This is a genomic window from Aeromicrobium sp. IC_218, assembly GCF_004336805.1.
GTDB lineage: Bacteria > Actinomycetota > Actinomycetes > Propionibacteriales > Nocardioidaceae > Aeromicrobium.
Map to the genome: position 1 here is coordinate 301,251 of NZ_SJXM01000003.1, position 14,927 is coordinate 316,177.

Annotated in this window: 14 protein-coding genes; 13 read left to right on the forward strand and 1 reads right to left on the reverse strand. The window is 72.9% G+C overall.

Features of this window, described 5'->3' with window-relative positions; translation table 11 throughout:
* The first annotated feature begins 21 nt into the window (after positions 1 to 21).
* The 6 genes from aroC to nusB are packed head-to-tail and all read left to right on the forward strand — an operon-like array spanning position 22 to position 4,833.
* A complete protein-coding gene (aroC, locus tag E0W78_RS05585; protein WP_207392644.1) occupies positions 22 to 1,200 on the forward strand; it encodes a chorismate synthase in 1,179 nt (392 codons plus the stop codon).
* Between the two features lies 1 nt (position 1,201).
* Positions 1,202 to 1,714 (forward strand): shikimate kinase, encoded by a 513-nt coding sequence (locus E0W78_RS05590; protein ID WP_131402858.1) that lies wholly within the window; start codon positions 1,202 to 1,204, stop codon positions 1,712 to 1,714.
* Positions 1,711 to 2,799, forward strand: coding sequence for a 3-dehydroquinate synthase (gene aroB, locus E0W78_RS05595; RefSeq protein ID WP_131402859.1), 1,089 nt, complete (start codon positions 1,711 to 1,713; stop codon positions 2,797 to 2,799). The genes E0W78_RS05590 and aroB overlap by 4 nt, the downstream gene beginning before the upstream one ends.
* Entirely contained in the window at positions 2,796 to 3,860 is a 1,065-nt protein-coding gene (locus E0W78_RS05600) for a Xaa-Pro peptidase family protein (protein WP_131402860.1), read from the forward strand. The genes aroB and E0W78_RS05600 overlap by 4 nt, the downstream gene beginning before the upstream one ends.
* Positions 3,860 to 4,423 carry an elongation factor P gene (efp, locus tag E0W78_RS05605; protein WP_131402861.1) on the forward strand — a complete coding sequence of 188 codons (564 nt, stop codon included), beginning with the start codon at positions 3,860 to 3,862 and terminating at the stop codon, positions 4,421 to 4,423. Before E0W78_RS05600 ends, efp begins: the two co-directional genes overlap by 1 nt.
* Positions 4,423 to 4,833 (forward strand): transcription antitermination factor NusB, encoded by a 411-nt coding sequence (gene nusB / locus E0W78_RS05610; RefSeq protein WP_131402862.1) that lies wholly within the window; start codon positions 4,423 to 4,425, stop codon positions 4,831 to 4,833. The genes efp and nusB overlap by 1 nt, the downstream gene beginning before the upstream one ends.
* Positions 4,834 to 5,113: 280 nt before the next feature.
* On the opposite strand, the gene E0W78_RS05615 is transcribed toward nusB, so the two are convergent.
* Positions 5,114 to 6,295, reverse strand: a complete 1,182-nt coding sequence (locus E0W78_RS05615) for a hypothetical protein (protein WP_131402863.1) — start codon at positions 6,293 to 6,295, stop codon at positions 5,114 to 5,116.
* A 139-nt stretch (positions 6,296 to 6,434) separates the two neighbouring features.
* Here E0W78_RS05615 and pyrR point away from each other — a divergent pair, with 139 nt between their 5' ends.
* The 7 genes from pyrR to E0W78_RS05650 are packed head-to-tail and all read left to right on the forward strand — an operon-like array spanning position 6,435 to position 14,927.
* On the forward strand, positions 6,435 to 6,998 hold the full coding sequence (gene pyrR / locus E0W78_RS05620) for a bifunctional pyr operon transcriptional regulator/uracil phosphoribosyltransferase PyrR (RefSeq protein WP_038951916.1): 564 nt from the start codon (positions 6,435 to 6,437) through the stop codon (positions 6,996 to 6,998).
* Complete coding sequence (locus tag E0W78_RS05625; RefSeq protein WP_207392659.1) at positions 6,998 to 7,936, forward strand: aspartate carbamoyltransferase catalytic subunit; 939 nt, start codon at positions 6,998 to 7,000, stop codon at positions 7,934 to 7,936. The genes pyrR and E0W78_RS05625 overlap by 1 nt, the downstream gene beginning before the upstream one ends.
* On the forward strand, positions 7,933 to 9,237 hold the full coding sequence (locus E0W78_RS05630; protein ID WP_131402865.1) for a dihydroorotase: 1,305 nt from the start codon (positions 7,933 to 7,935) through the stop codon (positions 9,235 to 9,237). Before E0W78_RS05625 ends, E0W78_RS05630 begins: the two co-directional genes overlap by 4 nt.
* Positions 9,234 to 10,367, forward strand: a complete 1,134-nt coding sequence (carA, locus tag E0W78_RS05635) for a glutamine-hydrolyzing carbamoyl-phosphate synthase small subunit (RefSeq protein WP_131402866.1) — start codon at positions 9,234 to 9,236, stop codon at positions 10,365 to 10,367. The genes E0W78_RS05630 and carA overlap by 4 nt, the downstream gene beginning before the upstream one ends.
* On the forward strand, positions 10,367 to 13,672 hold the full coding sequence (carB, locus tag E0W78_RS05640) for a carbamoyl-phosphate synthase large subunit (protein ID WP_131402867.1): 3,306 nt from the start codon (positions 10,367 to 10,369) through the stop codon (positions 13,670 to 13,672). Before carA ends, carB begins: the two co-directional genes overlap by 1 nt.
* Positions 13,669 to 14,499 (forward strand): orotidine-5'-phosphate decarboxylase, encoded by an 831-nt coding sequence (pyrF, locus tag E0W78_RS05645; protein ID WP_131402868.1) that lies wholly within the window; start codon positions 13,669 to 13,671, stop codon positions 14,497 to 14,499. Before carB ends, pyrF begins: the two co-directional genes overlap by 4 nt.
* A complete protein-coding gene (locus E0W78_RS05650) occupies positions 14,496 to 14,927 on the forward strand; it encodes a hypothetical protein (protein ID WP_131402869.1) in 432 nt (143 codons plus the stop codon). The genes pyrF and E0W78_RS05650 overlap by 4 nt, the downstream gene beginning before the upstream one ends.

Below are 14,927 nucleotides of genomic sequence, written 5' to 3' on the forward strand. Positions count from 1 at the left end.
CACCCGTGGGAGAATCTGGCCATGCTTCGATGGTTGACCGCCGGTGAGTCCCACGGCCCCGCGCTCATGGCCGTGCTCGAGGGCCTCCCGGCCGGCGTGCAGGTGACCAGCAAGGACGTCCAGGACGCGCTCGCGCGCCGCCGGCTCGGCTACGGCCGCGGCGCCCGCATGAAGTTCGAGGCCGACGAGCTCGAGGTCGTCGGCGGCCTGCGCCACGGCTCCACGCTCGGCAGCCCGGTCGCGCTGCGCATCGGCAACAGCGAGTGGCCCAAGTGGGAGAAGGTCATGTCGGCCGACCCGGTCGACCCCGAGGAGCTCGTCGGGTCGGCGCGCAACGCCCCGCTGACCCGCCCGCGTCCGGGGCACGCCGACCTCGCCGGCATGCAGAAGTACGACTTCGACGAGGCCCGCCCGATCCTGGAGCGCGCCAGCGCCCGCGAGACGGCGGCCCGCGTCGCCCTCGGCGAGGTCGCCGCGCAGTTCCTGGAGCAGGCGCTCGGCGTCACGCTCGTCTCGCACGTCGTCTCGATCGGCGCCGCCGCCAGCCCGGGCACGGCCCTGCCGACGCGCGCCGACCGCGACCGGCTTGACGCCGACCCGGTGCGCTGCTTCGACCCTGCCGGCAGCGCCGCGATGGTCGCCGAGATCGACCAGGCCCACAAGGACGGCGACACGCTCGGCGGCGTCGTCGAGGTCGTCGTGCACGGCCTGCCGCCGGGACTCGGCTCGCACACGATGTGGGACAAGCGTCTCGACGCACGGCTGGCCGCCGCGCTCATGGGCATCCAGGCGATCAAGGGCGTCGAGCTCGGCGACGGCTTCGAGCTGGCCCGCACGCCCGGCTCGCTCGCGCACGACGAGATCGTGCCCACCGAGGACGGCATCCGCCGCGTCTCGGGCCGTTCCGGCGGCGTCGAGGGCGGCATGACGACCGGCGAGGTGCTGCGCGTCCGCGCCGCCATGAAGCCGATCGCCACCGTCCCGCGCGCGCTGCGCACGGTCGACGTCAGCACCGGCGAGGAGGCAGCGGCGCACCACCAGCGCTCGGACGTCTGCGCGGTGCCGGCGGCCGGCATCGTGGCCGAGGCGATGGTGGCGCTCGTGCTCGCCGACACCGCGCTGGAGAAGTTCGGGGGTGACTCGGTCGGCGAGACCCGGCGCAACGCCGAGTCCTACCTGGCCCACCTGCGGTACCGCTGACGTGGCGGGTCCGCTCCTCGTCCTGGTCGGCCCGCCCGGTGCCGGCAAGACCACCGTCGCGCACCTGCTGGGCGAGCGGCTCGGCGTCGCCGTGCGTGACACCGACGCCGACGTCGTCGCGTCCGAGGGCGTCCCGATCGCCGACCTGTTCGTCGACCGCGGCGAGGCGTACTTCCGTGAGCGGGAGGCGCGGGCCGTCGCCCGGGCCCTGGACGAGCACGACGGCGTCCTGTCGCTCGGCGGGGGCGCCGTGCTCGACCCCGCGACGCGGGCGCTGCTGTCCGAGCACCCGGCCGTCGTGTTCCTGGACCTCGGGCTGACCGAGGCCGTGCGCCGGGTGGGCCTGGCGTCGTCCCGCCCGCTCCTCGTGGGCGGCGTCCGCGGGCGGCTCAAGACGCTGCTCGACCACCGGCGCCCGCTGTACCTGGAGGTCGCCGACCACGTCGTGCGCACCGACGACCTGACCGCCGAGCAGGTGGTCGACCACGTCCTGCCGATCCTGGAGGCCCGATGACCACTCGCATCCCCGTCGCGTCCGCCCAGCCGTACGAGGTGGTCGTCGGCCACGGCGCGGTCACCGAGGTGCGCGGCCTGCTCGCCGGCGCCGCCCGCGTCGCGGTCGTCCACCCGCCGGTGCTGGCCGGACGCGCCCGCGCGCTGCGCGACTTCGTCGCCCGCGACGGGCTCGCCGTCCACCTCCTCGAGGTGCCCGACGGCGAGGCGGCCAAGACGTCCGACGTCGCTGCGTTCTGCTGGGGCGTGCTGGCCGAGGCCGGCTTCACCCGCAGCGACGTCGTGGTCGGCCTCGGCGGGGGAGCGACCACCGACCTGGCCGGCTTCGTCGCGGCCACCTGGTTGCGCGGCGTCGGCTTCGTCACCGTGCCGACGACCGTCCTGGGCATGGTCGACGCGGCGGTCGGCGGCAAGACCGGCATCAACCTGCCCGCCGGCAAGAACCTCGTCGGCAGCTTCCACGAGCCGCTCGGCGTGCTGTGCGACCTGGACTCCCTGCGCGACCTGCCGGTCGCCGAGGTGCGCAGCGGCCTGGCCGAGGTCGTCAAGTGCGGCTTCATCGCCGACCCGGCGATCCTCGAGCTGGTCGAGCGCGACCCGGCCGCGGCGGCGTCCGTCGACGGCCCCGTGCTCGCCGAGCTCGTCGCCCGGGGCATCGCGGTGAAGGCGCGGACGGTCGCCGGCGACCTGCGCGAGACCGGTGCGGGAGGCGGCATCGGTCGCGAGGCGCTCAACTACGGCCACACGCTCGGCCACGCGATCGAGCGGGCCGAGCACTTCGGCGTCCGCCACGGCGAGGGCGTCGCCGTCGGCATGGTGTTCGCCGCCGAGCTCGCGCACCGCGCCGGGCGCATCGACGCCGACCTGGTGCAGCGGCACCGCACCGTGCTGGACGCCGTGGGGCTGCCGACGTCGTACCGTGGGCACGCGTCCTACGACGCGCTGCTGGCCGGCATGCGGCTGGACAAGAAGACGCGTGGCACCGAGCTGCGGTTCGTCGTGCTCGACGGGGTCGGCCGCACCTCGATCCTGGCCGGACCGTCGGACGCCGACCTGCGCGCGGCCCACGCGGCGGTGACCCGATGAGCACCGCGGCCCGTCGTGACCGCCTCCGCGAGGTGCTCGTCGGCCGCGGCCTCGACGGCGCCTTCGTCACCGAGCTGGTGAACGTCCGCTACCTCACCGGGTTCACCGGCTCCAACGGCGCCGTGCTCGTCCCGGTGGAGGGTGAGGCGGTGCTGCTGACCGACGGTCGCTACCAGGACCAGGCGGCTGCCGAGGCGCCCGACGTCGAGCTGGCGGTGACCCGCGAGCTGCTGGCCGTCGGCGCCGGACGCACGTCCGGACGCTGGGCGGTCGAGACCCACGCGCTCAGCGTCGACGACCACACCCTGCTCGCCGCGGCCGTCGAGGGCACCGAGCTGGTCTCGCTCGAGCGCGCCGTCGAGACGCTGCGCGTCGTGAAGGACGAGCCCGAGCTCGACGCGCTGCGCCGGGCCTGCGCGATCTCGGTGCAGGCGTGGGAGGAGCTCGTCGCCGGCCCGGTCGTGGGCCGCACGGAGCGTCAGCTGGCCCGCCAGCTCGAGGCCCGGATGCTCGACCTCGGTGCCGAGGCGATCGCGTTCGAGACGATCCTGGCGGCGGGGGAGAACAGCGCCATCCCGCACCACCACCCGACCGACCGGGTCGTGCAGCGCGGCGACCTGCTCAAGACCGACTTCGGCGCCCGGGTCGACGGCTACCACGCCGACTGCACGCGCACGGCCGTCGTCGGCCCGCCCGCCGACTGGCAGCGCGAGATCCACGCCGCCGTCCGGGCGTCCCAGGCGGCCGGCGTCGACGCGCTCGTCGCGGGCACCCCGGTGGCCGACACCTGGCACGCCGCGGTCGACGTGCTGGACGCGTCCGGGTGGCGCGAGTCGTTCACGACCGGCCTCGGTCACGGCGTCGGGCTGGTGATCCACGAGGACCCGTTCCTGGCCCCGAGCCACCCGGGTACACTGGACCGCCGCACCGCCGTGACGATGGAGCCGGGCATCTACCTGCCCGGACGCGGGGGCGTGCGGATCGAAGACACCGTCATCGTCACCGAGGGACGTCCCGAGGTGCTGACCACGATGACCAGAGACCTCCTGGAGATCGGCTGATGGCCACCACGAACGACCTGAAGAACGGCATGGTGCTCAACCTCGACGGACAGCTGTGGGCTGTCGTGGAGTTCCAGCACGTCAAGCCGGGCAAGGGCCCCGCCTTCGTCCGCACCAAGATCAAGAACGTCGAGTCGGGCAAGGTCATCGACAAGACCTTCAACGCCGGCACCAAGGTCGAGACGGCCAGCGTCGACAAGCGCGACATGCAGTACCTGTACAACGACGGCACGAGCTACGTGTTCATGGACGTCCAGACGTACGACCAGCTCGAGGTCAGCCCCGAGGTCATGGGCTCGGCGGTCGACTACCTGCTGGAGAACCAGAACGCCGTCGTGGCCACCAACGAGGGCCGCGTCCTGTACGTCGAGCTGCCCGCCTCGGTCGAGCTGCTCGTCGAGCACACCGACCCGGGCCTGCAGGGCGACCGTTCCAGCGGTGGCACCAAGCCCGCGCGCCTGGAGACCGGCAAGGAGATCCAGGTCCCGCTGTTCCTCACCAGCGGCGAGAAGATCAAGGTCGACACCCGCGACGGCAGCTACCTCGGTCGCGTGAAGGCCTGATGGCTGCTCGTACCAAGGCCCGCAAGCGCGCCCTCGACATCCTGTTCGAGAGCGAGCTGCAGGGACGTTCCACCGGCGCGTCGCTGGTCGACCGCCAGGTCGACAACGACCCGCCGATCAACCCCTACACCGTCGAGCTCGTCGACGGCGTCGTGGCCAACCGTGAGCGCCTCGACGAGGTGCTCGCCGACCACGCGATGGGCTGGACGCTGGCCCGCATGCCCGGCGTCGACCGCAACCTGCTGCGCATCGCCACGTACGAGATCCTGTTCGTCGAGGACGTCCCGGACTCGGTGGCGGTGAGCGAGGCGGTCGGCCTGGCCCGTGAGCTGTCGACCGACGACTCGCCCGGCTTCGTCAACGGCCTGCTCGCCACGATCGTGGAGAAGAAGGCCCAGCTGCTCGGCTGAGCGACCCGCACCACCCGACCGGCGGCGGTCGTCCCCTCGAGGGGCGGCCGCCGTCGGCGTTCCCGCGCCAGCTCTGGGGAGCGGTGAGTCGTCCACCGTGCGCTTCGTGGGGCGGTGAGTCGTCCACCATCCGGCAGCTCCCGGTGGTGGATGACTCACCGCCCGCCCCTCGCGATGGTGGATGACTCACCGCCCACCTCGCGGGGCGGTGAGTCAGCGTCCACCGCGAGCGTCCGGGTGGACGCAGGGTCACCGCCGCCCGGGGAGGGTGGACGCAGGGTCACCGCCGCCCGGGGAGGGTGGCGTCGCGGAGCCGGGTCAGCCGCACGACATCGACGAGGCTGTGACCGGCGACCGGCCGGTCGCTGGTCACGACCACCGTCCCGCCGGGCAGGCCGAGCACGACCTGGACGGCCGAGAGGTCGTCGCGCAGCCCCACCACCGTCGCGGGCACGTCCCAGGCGCCGTCGCGGGGCAGCCAGGTCGTCCCGGAGACCACGCGCAGCGCCCGCAGCGTGCCGAGCGGTGCCGCACGGCCGCGCTCGTCGGGGGCGTCGTGCAGCACGAGCCGTCCCGCGCGGGGCAGCACGGTCGCCCGCGCGTGCACGAGCGTGCCGCCGCGGCGCTCGAGCCGGCGACGGCGCCGTGCTCGGGCGACCGGGACGGCCAGCAGCATCGCGGCGGTACCGGCGGGGATCCCGGCCAGCCCGGCCACCAGCGTCCCGCCGGTGAACGGGTCGACGTCGCCGACGACGTGCAGGGGCTCGTCGTCGTGACGCGGGTCGACGAGCAGGGTGACCTGCTGGCCGTGGCGGTACCGGCTGGCGTCCCACACGCTCACCCAGTACCAGTAGTCCTCGTCCTCCAGCTCGAGCTCGTCGAGGTCGTCGTCGTGGGCGGAGACGGTGACGGGGAGGGGGACCGCGCGCTCGACCAGGGCCCGGTCCTCGTGGCGCAGCACCAGCGCGACGGCCAGCAGCGCGACTGCCACCAGCGCCGCCGTGGCGGCGCCCACCACCCAGGGCCACGCTGCGGGAGGACGCCCGGGACGCACGGCCTGGTGCGATCCGCCCCGCCGCTGGGCGAGGCGGCGCTGGCGAGCGCGAAGCGCCAGGTCGAGGCCGACGAGGACGACCAGCGCTCCGAGGAGCGTCCGGTCAAGGGTGTCGAGCAGGCCGAAGCACGGCAGGGAGGTCGCGGCGACCACTGCGGCCGCGAGGCGCGGGCTCATGAACCCCAGCACCGGGACGACGAGCACCGCGCCGCAGCCGACCGACAGTGCGTAGGTCGCCCACGACGTCCAGGACGCCATGGAGTCGAGGGCGGCGGGCCGCACGTCGACGTCCACGTCGGAGTCGAAGGCGGCCACCAGCACGACCGTCAGGGCGAGCGCCCACAGCAGCGAGGCCGGCACGCGGTGGCGCCAGGTCGTGTCGGAGCGGCTCAGCGTCGGCGGGGTCACCGGGGGAGCGTAGTGGTCGCACCGCATCGCGTCCCACACGCCGAGTCCGGGCCCGGGTGACGCAGCGCACGCTGGTAGGTTGGCCGATGACAAAGACGTCCTTTAACCACCGTCCTGTGAGGCGGAGAAGGAGGTCAGCGTGACTCCTGAGAGTCCAGCTGCCGGCGTACCTGCACGCACCGTGCTCGACGAGCGAGACATCGCCCGAGCACTCACCCGCATCACCCACGAGATCCTCGAGCGCAACCGCGACTCCGAGGGCGTGGTGATCCTGGGCATCCCCACCCGCGGCGTCCACCTCGCCCGGCGCATCGCCGCCCGGATGAGCGAGGTCGAGGGCCGCACCATCACCGCCGGGTCGCTCGACGTGACGATGTTCCGCGACGACCTGCGGCTCAAGCCCGCCCGCGCGATCGGCCGCACCGAGGTGCCCGAGGACGTCGATGGCAAGGTCGTCGTCCTGGTCGACGACGTGCTGTTCTCCGGGCGCACCATCCGCGCCGCGCTCGACGCGGTCAGCGAGCTCGGCCGGCCCAAGGCCGTCCAGCTCGCCGTGCTGGTCGACCGCGGCCACCGCGAGCTGCCGATCCGCGCCGACTTCGTGGGCAAGAACCTGCCGACGTCCCTGGCCGAGAAGGTCAAGGTCCGGGTCGCCGAGCACGACGACGCCGACCACGTGACGATCGAGGGCGGTGCCGCGTGATCAAGCACCTGCTGAGCGCCGGCGACCTGTCCCGCGAGGACGCCACGCAGATCCTCGACACCGCCGAGGAGATGCTCTCGATCGCCAAGCGGCCGATCAAGAAGCTGCCGACCCTGCGCGGCCTCACGGTGGTCAACCTGTTCTTCGAGGACTCCACCCGCACGCGCATCTCGTTCGAGGCGGCGGCCAAGCGGCTGTCCGCGGACGTCATCAACTTCTCCGCGAAGGGCTCCAGCGCCTCCAAGGGCGAGGGGCTCAAGGACACCGCCCTGACCCTCGAGGCGATGGGCGCCGACGCGGTCGTCGTGCGCCACCACGCCTCGGGCGCGCCGCACCGCCTGGCCGAGGCCGGCTGGACCCGCGGCGTCGTCGTCAACGCCGGCGACGGCACCCACGAGCACCCGACGCAGGCGCTGCTGGACGCGTTCACGATGCGCCGTCACCTGGGCGACCTGGACGGCCGGCGCATCACGATCGTCGGCGACGTGCTGCACAGCCGCGTGGCCCGATCCAACGCCCTGCTGCTGCACACGCTGGGCGCCAAGGTCACCCTCGTCGCGCCGCCGACGCTGCTTCCGGTCGGCGTCGAGCAGTGGCCGGTCGACACGTCCTACGACCTCGACGCCTCGCTCGAGGGTGCCGACGCGGTGATGATGCTGCGCGTGCAGCGCGAGCGGATGAACGCCTCGTTCTTCCCCAGCGCCCGCGAGTACAGCCGCCGGTACGGCATGGACGCCGCCCGCATGGGCCGCCTGGCCGACCACGCCGTGGTGATGCACCCCGGCCCGATGAACCGCGGCATGGAGATCAGCGCCGACGTGGCCGACAGCGACCGGTCGGTCATCGTCGAGCAGGTCACCAACGGCGTCGCCGTCCGCATGGCCGTCCTGTACCTGCTGCTCAGCGGCCGTCAGGACCACACCGAGGAGTCCGCATGAGCACGTACGTCATCCGTCGCGCCAGCGTGCTGGGGGAGCAGGTCGCCGACCTGCTGCTCGAGGACGGGCGCATCACCGCCGTCGGCACCGACCTGGACGCCCCCGAGGGCGCCACCGAGGTCGACGCCGAGGGCCTGGTCGCGCTGCCCGGCCTGGTCGACCTGCACACGCACCTGCGCGAGCCCGGACGCGAGGACGCCGAGACCGTCCTGAGCGGCACCCGGGCCGCGGCGCGCGGCGGCTTCACCTGCGTGCACGCGATGGCCAACACCGAGCCGGTCGCCGACACCGCCGGCGTCGTGGAGCAGGTCTGGCGCCTGGGCCGCGAGCACGGCTACTGCGACGTGCAGCCGGTGGGTGCCGTCACCGTCGGCCTGGCCGGCGAGCGCCTGGCCGAGCTCGGCGCCATGGCCGACTCCGCCGCCCGGGTCCGGGTGTTCTCCGACGACGGCAAGTGCGTCTGGGACCCGGTGCTCATGCGCCGCGCGCTGGAGTACGTCAAGGCGTTCGACGGCGTCGTCGCCCAGCACGCCCAGGAGCCGCGCCTGACCGTCGACGCGCAGATGAACGAGGGCCCGCTGTCCGGCGAGCTCGGCCTGGCCGGCTGGCCGGCCGTCGCGGAGGAGGCGATCGTCGCCCGCGACGTCCTGCTCGCCGAGCACGTCGGCTCGCGGCTGCACGTGTGCCACCTGTCCACGCGCGGCTCGGTCGAGCTCGTGCGCTGGGCCAAGAGCCGCGGGATCGACGTCACCGCCGAGGTCACGCCGCACCACCTGCTGCTGACCGACGACCTGGTGCGCTCCTACGACCCGATCTTCAAGGTCAACCCGCCGCTGCGCTCGGCCGACGACGTCGCCGCCGTCCGCGAGGGCCTGGCCGACGGGACGATCGACATCGTCGCCACCGACCACGCGCCGCACCCCATGGAGGACAAGGACTGCGAGTGGGGCGCGGCCGCCTTCGGCATGATCGGGCTGGAGACCGCGCTGTCGATCGTCCAGCAGACGATGGTCGACACCGGCGCCCTCACCTGGGCCCGGGTCGCCGAGGTGCTGTCGGCCAACCCCGCCCGCATCGGCCGCGTCGCCGAGCACGGCCGTCCGCTCGCCGCCGGCGAGCCGGCCCACGTCGTCCTCTACGACCCGGCCGCGCGCCGGGTCGTCGAGCCGCGCGACACCGCGTCGCTGTCGCGCAACACCCCGTACGCGGGACGCGAGCTTCCGGGCCGCGTCGTCGCGACGTTCCTGCACGGCCGTCCCACCGTCCTGGGCGGCACCCTCGTCGAGGAGGCACACGCATGACCCACGCACCCACCGAGGCGATCCTGGTGCTGGAGGACGGCCGCACGTTCCGCGGCGAGTCCTTCGGCGCGATCGGCGAGACGATCGGCGAGGTCGTCTTCTCCACCGGCATGACCGGCTACCAGGAGACGCTGACCGACCCGTCCTACAAGGGCCAGATCGTCGTCATGACCGCCCCGCACGTCGGCAACACCGGCGTCAACGACGAGGACTTCGAGTCCAAGCGCGTGTGGGTCGACGGCTACGTCGTGCGCGACCCCGCCCGGGTGAGCAGCAACTGGCGCTCGCAGCGGACGCTCGACGACCAGCTGGCCAACGACGGCGTCGTCGGCATCAGCGGCCTGGACACCCGCGCCCTCACGCGGCACCTGCGCGAGCAGGGCTCGATGCGCGGCGGCATCTCCAGCGCGTCCACCGACGTCGAGGCGCTGCTGGCCAAGGTGCAGGACGCCCCCTCGATGAAGGGCGCGAGCTTCCTGGCCGACGTCACGACCGACGAGGCGTACGTCGTGCCGGCGCAGGGCGAGAAGAAGCACGTCGTCGCCGCCATCGACCTCGGGCTCAAGGGCATGACGCCGCGGCGCATGGCCGAGCGTGGCGTCGAGGTGCACGTGCTGCCCGCGACCACGACGTTCGAGCAGCTCCGCGAGCTGGCGCCCGACGGCGTGTTCATGTCCAACGGACCCGGCGACCCCGCGACCGCCGACCACCAGGTCGAGGTGCTGCAGCAGGTGCTCGCCGAGGGCATCCCGTTCTTCGGCATCTGCCTGGGCAACCAGCTGTTCGGACGCGCCCTGGGCCGCGGCACCTACAAGCTGACCTACGGCCACCGCGGCATCAACCAGCCGGTGCAGGACCTCACGACCGGCAAGGTCGAGATCACCGCGCACAACCACGGCTTCGCGGTCGAGGCGCCGGTCGAGGGCACCTTCGACACGCCCTACGGCCCCGCTCGCGTCACCCACGTCGGCCTCAACGACCAGGTCGTCGAGGGCCTGGCCCTGCTGGAGCGACCCGGCTTCAGCGTCCAGTACCACCCCGAGGCGGCGGCGGGCCCGCACGACGCGGCCTACCTCTTCGACCGCTTCGTCGACCTCATGAGCGACCACAAGGACAAGGTGAACGCCTGATGCCCAAGCGCACCGACATCGAGTCGGTCCTCGTCATCGGCTCCGGCCCGATCGTCATCGGCCAGGCCGCGGAGTTCGACTACTCCGGCACCCAGGCGTGCCGCGTGCTGCGCGAGGAGGGCCTGCGGGTCGTCCTGGTGAACTCCAACCCGGCGACGATCATGACCGACCCGGAGTTCGCCGACGCCACGTACGTCGAGCCGATCACGACCGAGTTCCTCGAGAAGGTCATCGCCCACGAGCGTCCCGACGCGCTGCTGCCGACGCTGGGCGGCCAGACCGCGCTCAACGCCGCGATCAAGCTCGACGAGGCCGGCATCCTGGAGAAGTACGGCGTCGAGCTCATCGGCGCCTCGATCGAGGCGATCGACCGCGGCGAGAACCGCGAGTCGTTCAAGGCGATCGTCGAGGGCCTGCCGCCGGAGTGGGGCGCCGAGGTCGCGGCCTCGGTCATCTGCCACACGATGGACGACTGCCTGGCCGGCGTCGAGACGCTCGGCGGGTACCCGGTCGTCGTGCGCCCGTCGTTCACGATGGGCGGCGCGGGCTCGGGCCTGGCCTACGACGAGGCCGACCTGCACCGCATCGCCGGCACCGGCCTGGCGCTCAGCCCGACCACCGAGGTGCTCCTGGAGGAGTCGATCCTCGGCTGGAAGGAGTACGAGCTCGAGGTCATGCGCGACAAGGCCGACAACGTCGTCATCGTCTGCTCGATCGAGAACTTCGACCCGATGGGCGTCCACACCGGCGACTCGATCACCGTCGCCCCGGCCATGACGCTCACCGACGTGGAGTACCAGCGCCTGCGCGACATCGCGATCGGCGTCATCCGCGAGGTCGGCGTCGACACCGGCGGCTGCAACATCCAGTTCGCGGTCAACCCCGAGGACGGCCGCATCGTCGTCATCGAGATGAACCCGCGCGTCTCGCGCTCGTCCGCGCTGGCCTCGAAGGCGACCGGCTTCCCGATCGCCAAGATCGCGGCCAAGGTCGCCATCGGCTACACGCTCGACGAGATCCCCAACGACATCACCGCCGAGACGCCGGCCAGCTTCGAGCCGACGCTCGACTACGTCGTCGTGAAGGTGCCGCGGTTCGCGTTCGAGAAGTTCCCGCTCGCCGACGACACGCTCACCACCACGATGAAGTCGGTCGGCGAGGCCATGGCCATCGGCCGCAACTTCAGCGAGGCGCTGGGCAAGGCGCTGCGCTCGCTGGAGCGCAAGGGCGCCTCGTTCAGCTGGGCGGGGGAGCCGCGCGACAAGGCCGAGCTGCTCGAGATCGTCGCGCGCCCGCACGACGGCCGCATCGGCGAGGTCATGGAGGCCATCCGGGCCGGCGCCACGCCCGAGGAGCTGTTCGCCTCGACCAAGATCGACCCGTGGTTCCTGGACCAGCTGTTCCTGGTCCAGGAGGTCGCGACGCAGGTGCGCGACGCCGTCGAGCTGACCCCCGCGCTGCTGCGCCGGGCCAAGCGGCACGGCCTGTCGGACGCCCAGATCGGCGAGCTGCGCGGCCTGCGCGAGGACGTCGTCCGCGGCGTCCGCAACGCCCTCGGCGTCCGTCCGGTCTACAAGACGGTCGACACCTGCGCGGCCGAGTTCGCCGCCCGCACGCCGTACCACTACTCGTCCTACGACGAGGAGACCGAGGTGCAGCCGCGCGAGAAGCCGGCCGTGCTCATCCTGGGCAGCGGCCCGAACCGCATCGGCCAGGGCATCGAGTTCGACTACTCCTGCGTCCACGCGGCGCTGGCGCTGACCGAGGCCGGCTACGAGACGGTCATGGTCAACTGCAACCCCGAGACCGTCTCGACCGACTACGACACGGCCGACCGGCTGTACTTCGAGCCGCTCACGCTCGAGGACGTGCTGGAGGTCTACCACGCCGAGAAGCAGGCCGGCCCCGTCGCCGGCGTGCTGGTGCAGCTGGGCGGCCAGACCCCGCTCGGTCTCGCCGCCGGCCTGCAGGCCGAGGGCGTCCCGATCGTCGGCACCCAGCCCGAGGCCATCGACCTGGCCGAGGAGCGCGGCGCGTTCGGCCAGCTGCTCACCGACGCCGGCCTGCCGGCGCCCAAGCACGGCACGGCCACGACGTTCCCCGGCGCCAAGCGGATCGCCGACGAGATCGGCTACCCGGTGCTCGTGCGCCCGTCGTACGTGCTGGGCGGCCGCGGCATGGAGATCGTGTACGACGAGCAGTCGCTGGCCACCTACATCGAGAACGCGACCGAGATCTCGGCCCAGCGCCCGGTGCTGGTCGACAAGTTCCTCGACGACGCGATCGAGATCGACGTGGACGCGCTGTACGACGGCACCGAGCTGTTCCTCGGCGGCGTCATGGAGCACATCGAGGAGGCCGGCGTGCACTCGGGCGACTCGGCCTGCGTGCTGCCGCCCATCACCCTGGGGGCCGAGGACGTCGAGCGCATCCGCGTCTCGACCGAGGCGATCGCCGAGGGTGTGGGCGTCCGCGGACTCATCAACATCCAGTTCGCGATGAGCGCCGGCGTGCTCTACGTGCTGGAGGCGAACCCCCGCGCGTCCCGCACGGTGCCGTTCGTCTCGAAGGCGACGGCGACGCCGCTGGCCAAGGCGGCCGCCCGGCTCATGCTCGGCGAGTCCATCGCCGAGCTGCGGGCCGCGGGCGTCCTGCCGGCCGAGGGCGACGGCGGGCTGCTGCCCGACGAGGCGCCGGTCGCGGTCAAGGAGGCGGTCATGCCGTTCAGCCGCTTCCGCACGTACGAGGGCACCTACGTCGACACGCTGCTCGGCCCGGAGATGCGCTCGACCGGCGAGGTCATGGGCATCGACACCCGCTTCGGCAACGCCTTCGCCAAGGCCCAGGCCGGCGCGCAGAACGGCCTGCCGACCCGCGGCAAGGTGTTCGTGTCGGTGGCGAACCAGGACAAGCGGCACATGATCTTCCCGGTGAAGCGCCTGGCCGACCTGGGCTACGAGATCCTCGCGACCGCCGGCACCGCCACGGTGCTGCGCCGCAACGGCGTCGAGGCCACCGTCGTGCCGAAGATCAGCGACCACCCCTCCGAGCGCACCATCGTCGAGATGCTGCGCGCGGGCGAGGTCGACCTGATCATCAACACGCCGAGCGGCGGCGAGTCCGGCGCGACCGGACGCGTCGACGGCTACGAGATCCGCACCGTCGCGGTGGGCGAGGGCGTCTCGTCGATCACGACGATCGCCGGCCTGGCCGCCGCGGTGCAGGGCATCGAGGCGCTGCTGGAGCACAGCATCGGCGTGAAGTCGCTGCAGGACTGGGCGAGCGACCTGCAGGCGGCGCGATGAGCTTCGGCTCCCGCGCGGCCGTCGCGCGCCAGGCCTACGGGCCGGCGTGCGTCGGCATCGACCCGCACCCCTCGCTGCTGGAGGCGTGGGGCCTGGAGGACGACGTCGAGGGCCTGGACCGCTTCGCGTCCACCTGCGTCGAGGCGTTCGCCGGCAAGGTGGCCTTCGCCAAGCCGCAGGCCGCCTTCTTCGAGCGTCACGGCGCCCGGGGCATGGCGGTGCTGGAGCGCACGCTCCAGGACCTGCGCCACACCGGCACGCTCACCGTGCTGGACGTGAAGCGGGGCGACATCGACTCCACCGCGCAGGCGTACGCCGACGCGTACCTGGACGACGACGCCCCCATGGCGGCGGACGCGATCACGGTCAGCCCGTACCTGGGCCTGGGCGCGCTGGAGCCGTTCCTGCAGACCGCGCACAAGAACGACGCGGGCGTGTTCGTGCTGGCGCTGACGTCCAACCCGTCCGGACCGGACGTCCAGCACGCCCGCACCGACGACGGCCGCACCGTCGCCGGCCGGGTCCTGGACCACCTGCGCGAGGCCAACGCCGACGCCGAGCCGATGGGCTCGTTCGGCGCCGTCGTCGGCGCGACGATCGGCAGCACCGACGAGGACCTGGACGTCAACGGTCCGCTGCTGGTGCCCGGCTACGGCGCCCAGGGCGGCACGGTCGCCGACCTCGAGCGGCTGTTCGGCCACGTCTGGGACGCGATCATCCCCACGACGTCGCGCCGCGTGCTCGCCGCCGGTCCGGACGTCGCGTCGCTCCGCGCCGCCGCGGCCAAGGTCAACGACGAGCTCGGCGTGGCGGGGGCGGGCCGGTGAGGCGGCTCGTCGGTCCCGCCGCGATCGCGCTGACGGCGAGCGTCCTGCTGGGCGCCTGCAGCTCGCCCAGCGCGTACTGCCAGCTCGTCGAGGACGACCAGAAGGCGCTGGACTCCTTCGGCGAGCAGCGCACGACGAAGGCGTTCACCGCCGACGCGAAGCGATTCCGCCAGATCGCCGACCTGGCGCCGGCGTCGGTCGCCGACGACTGGACCCGGCTGGCCGAGGTCACCGAGCGGGTGCTGGCCGCGCACGAGAAGTCCGGCCTCACGCTCGAGGACGCCCAGGACCCGGCCGTGCTGGCCGAGACCGACAGCGACGACCTCGACCGCGTGAACAAGGCGTACGTGAAGTTCAACGCCACCTCCAAGGAGCGCGCGGCCGTGGTGAAGAATGTCTCCGACGAGTGCGACATCGACCTGAAGTGA

Coding starts and splice junctions, on each gene's coding strand:
- E0W78_RS05630 (WP_131402865.1), top strand. CDS start 7,933: ATGAGCACGTACGTCATCCGTCGCGCCAGCGTGCTGGGGGAGCAGGTC.
- efp (WP_131402861.1), top strand. CDS start 3,860: ATGGCCACCACGAACGACCTGAAGAACGGCATGGTGCTCAACCTCGAC.
- carA (WP_131402866.1), top strand. CDS start 9,234: ATGACCCACGCACCCACCGAGGCGATCCTGGTGCTGGAGGACGGCCGC.
- carB (WP_131402867.1), top strand. CDS start 10,367: ATGCCCAAGCGCACCGACATCGAGTCGGTCCTCGTCATCGGCTCCGGC.
- E0W78_RS05600 (WP_131402860.1), top strand. CDS start 2,796: ATGAGCACCGCGGCCCGTCGTGACCGCCTCCGCGAGGTGCTCGTCGGC.
- aroB (WP_131402859.1), top strand. CDS start 1,711: ATGACCACTCGCATCCCCGTCGCGTCCGCCCAGCCGTACGAGGTGGTC.
- nusB (WP_131402862.1), top strand. CDS start 4,423: ATGGCTGCTCGTACCAAGGCCCGCAAGCGCGCCCTCGACATCCTGTTC.
- aroC (WP_207392644.1), top strand. CDS start 22: ATGCTTCGATGGTTGACCGCCGGTGAGTCCCACGGCCCCGCGCTCATG.
- pyrF (WP_131402868.1), top strand. CDS start 13,669: ATGAGCTTCGGCTCCCGCGCGGCCGTCGCGCGCCAGGCCTACGGGCCG.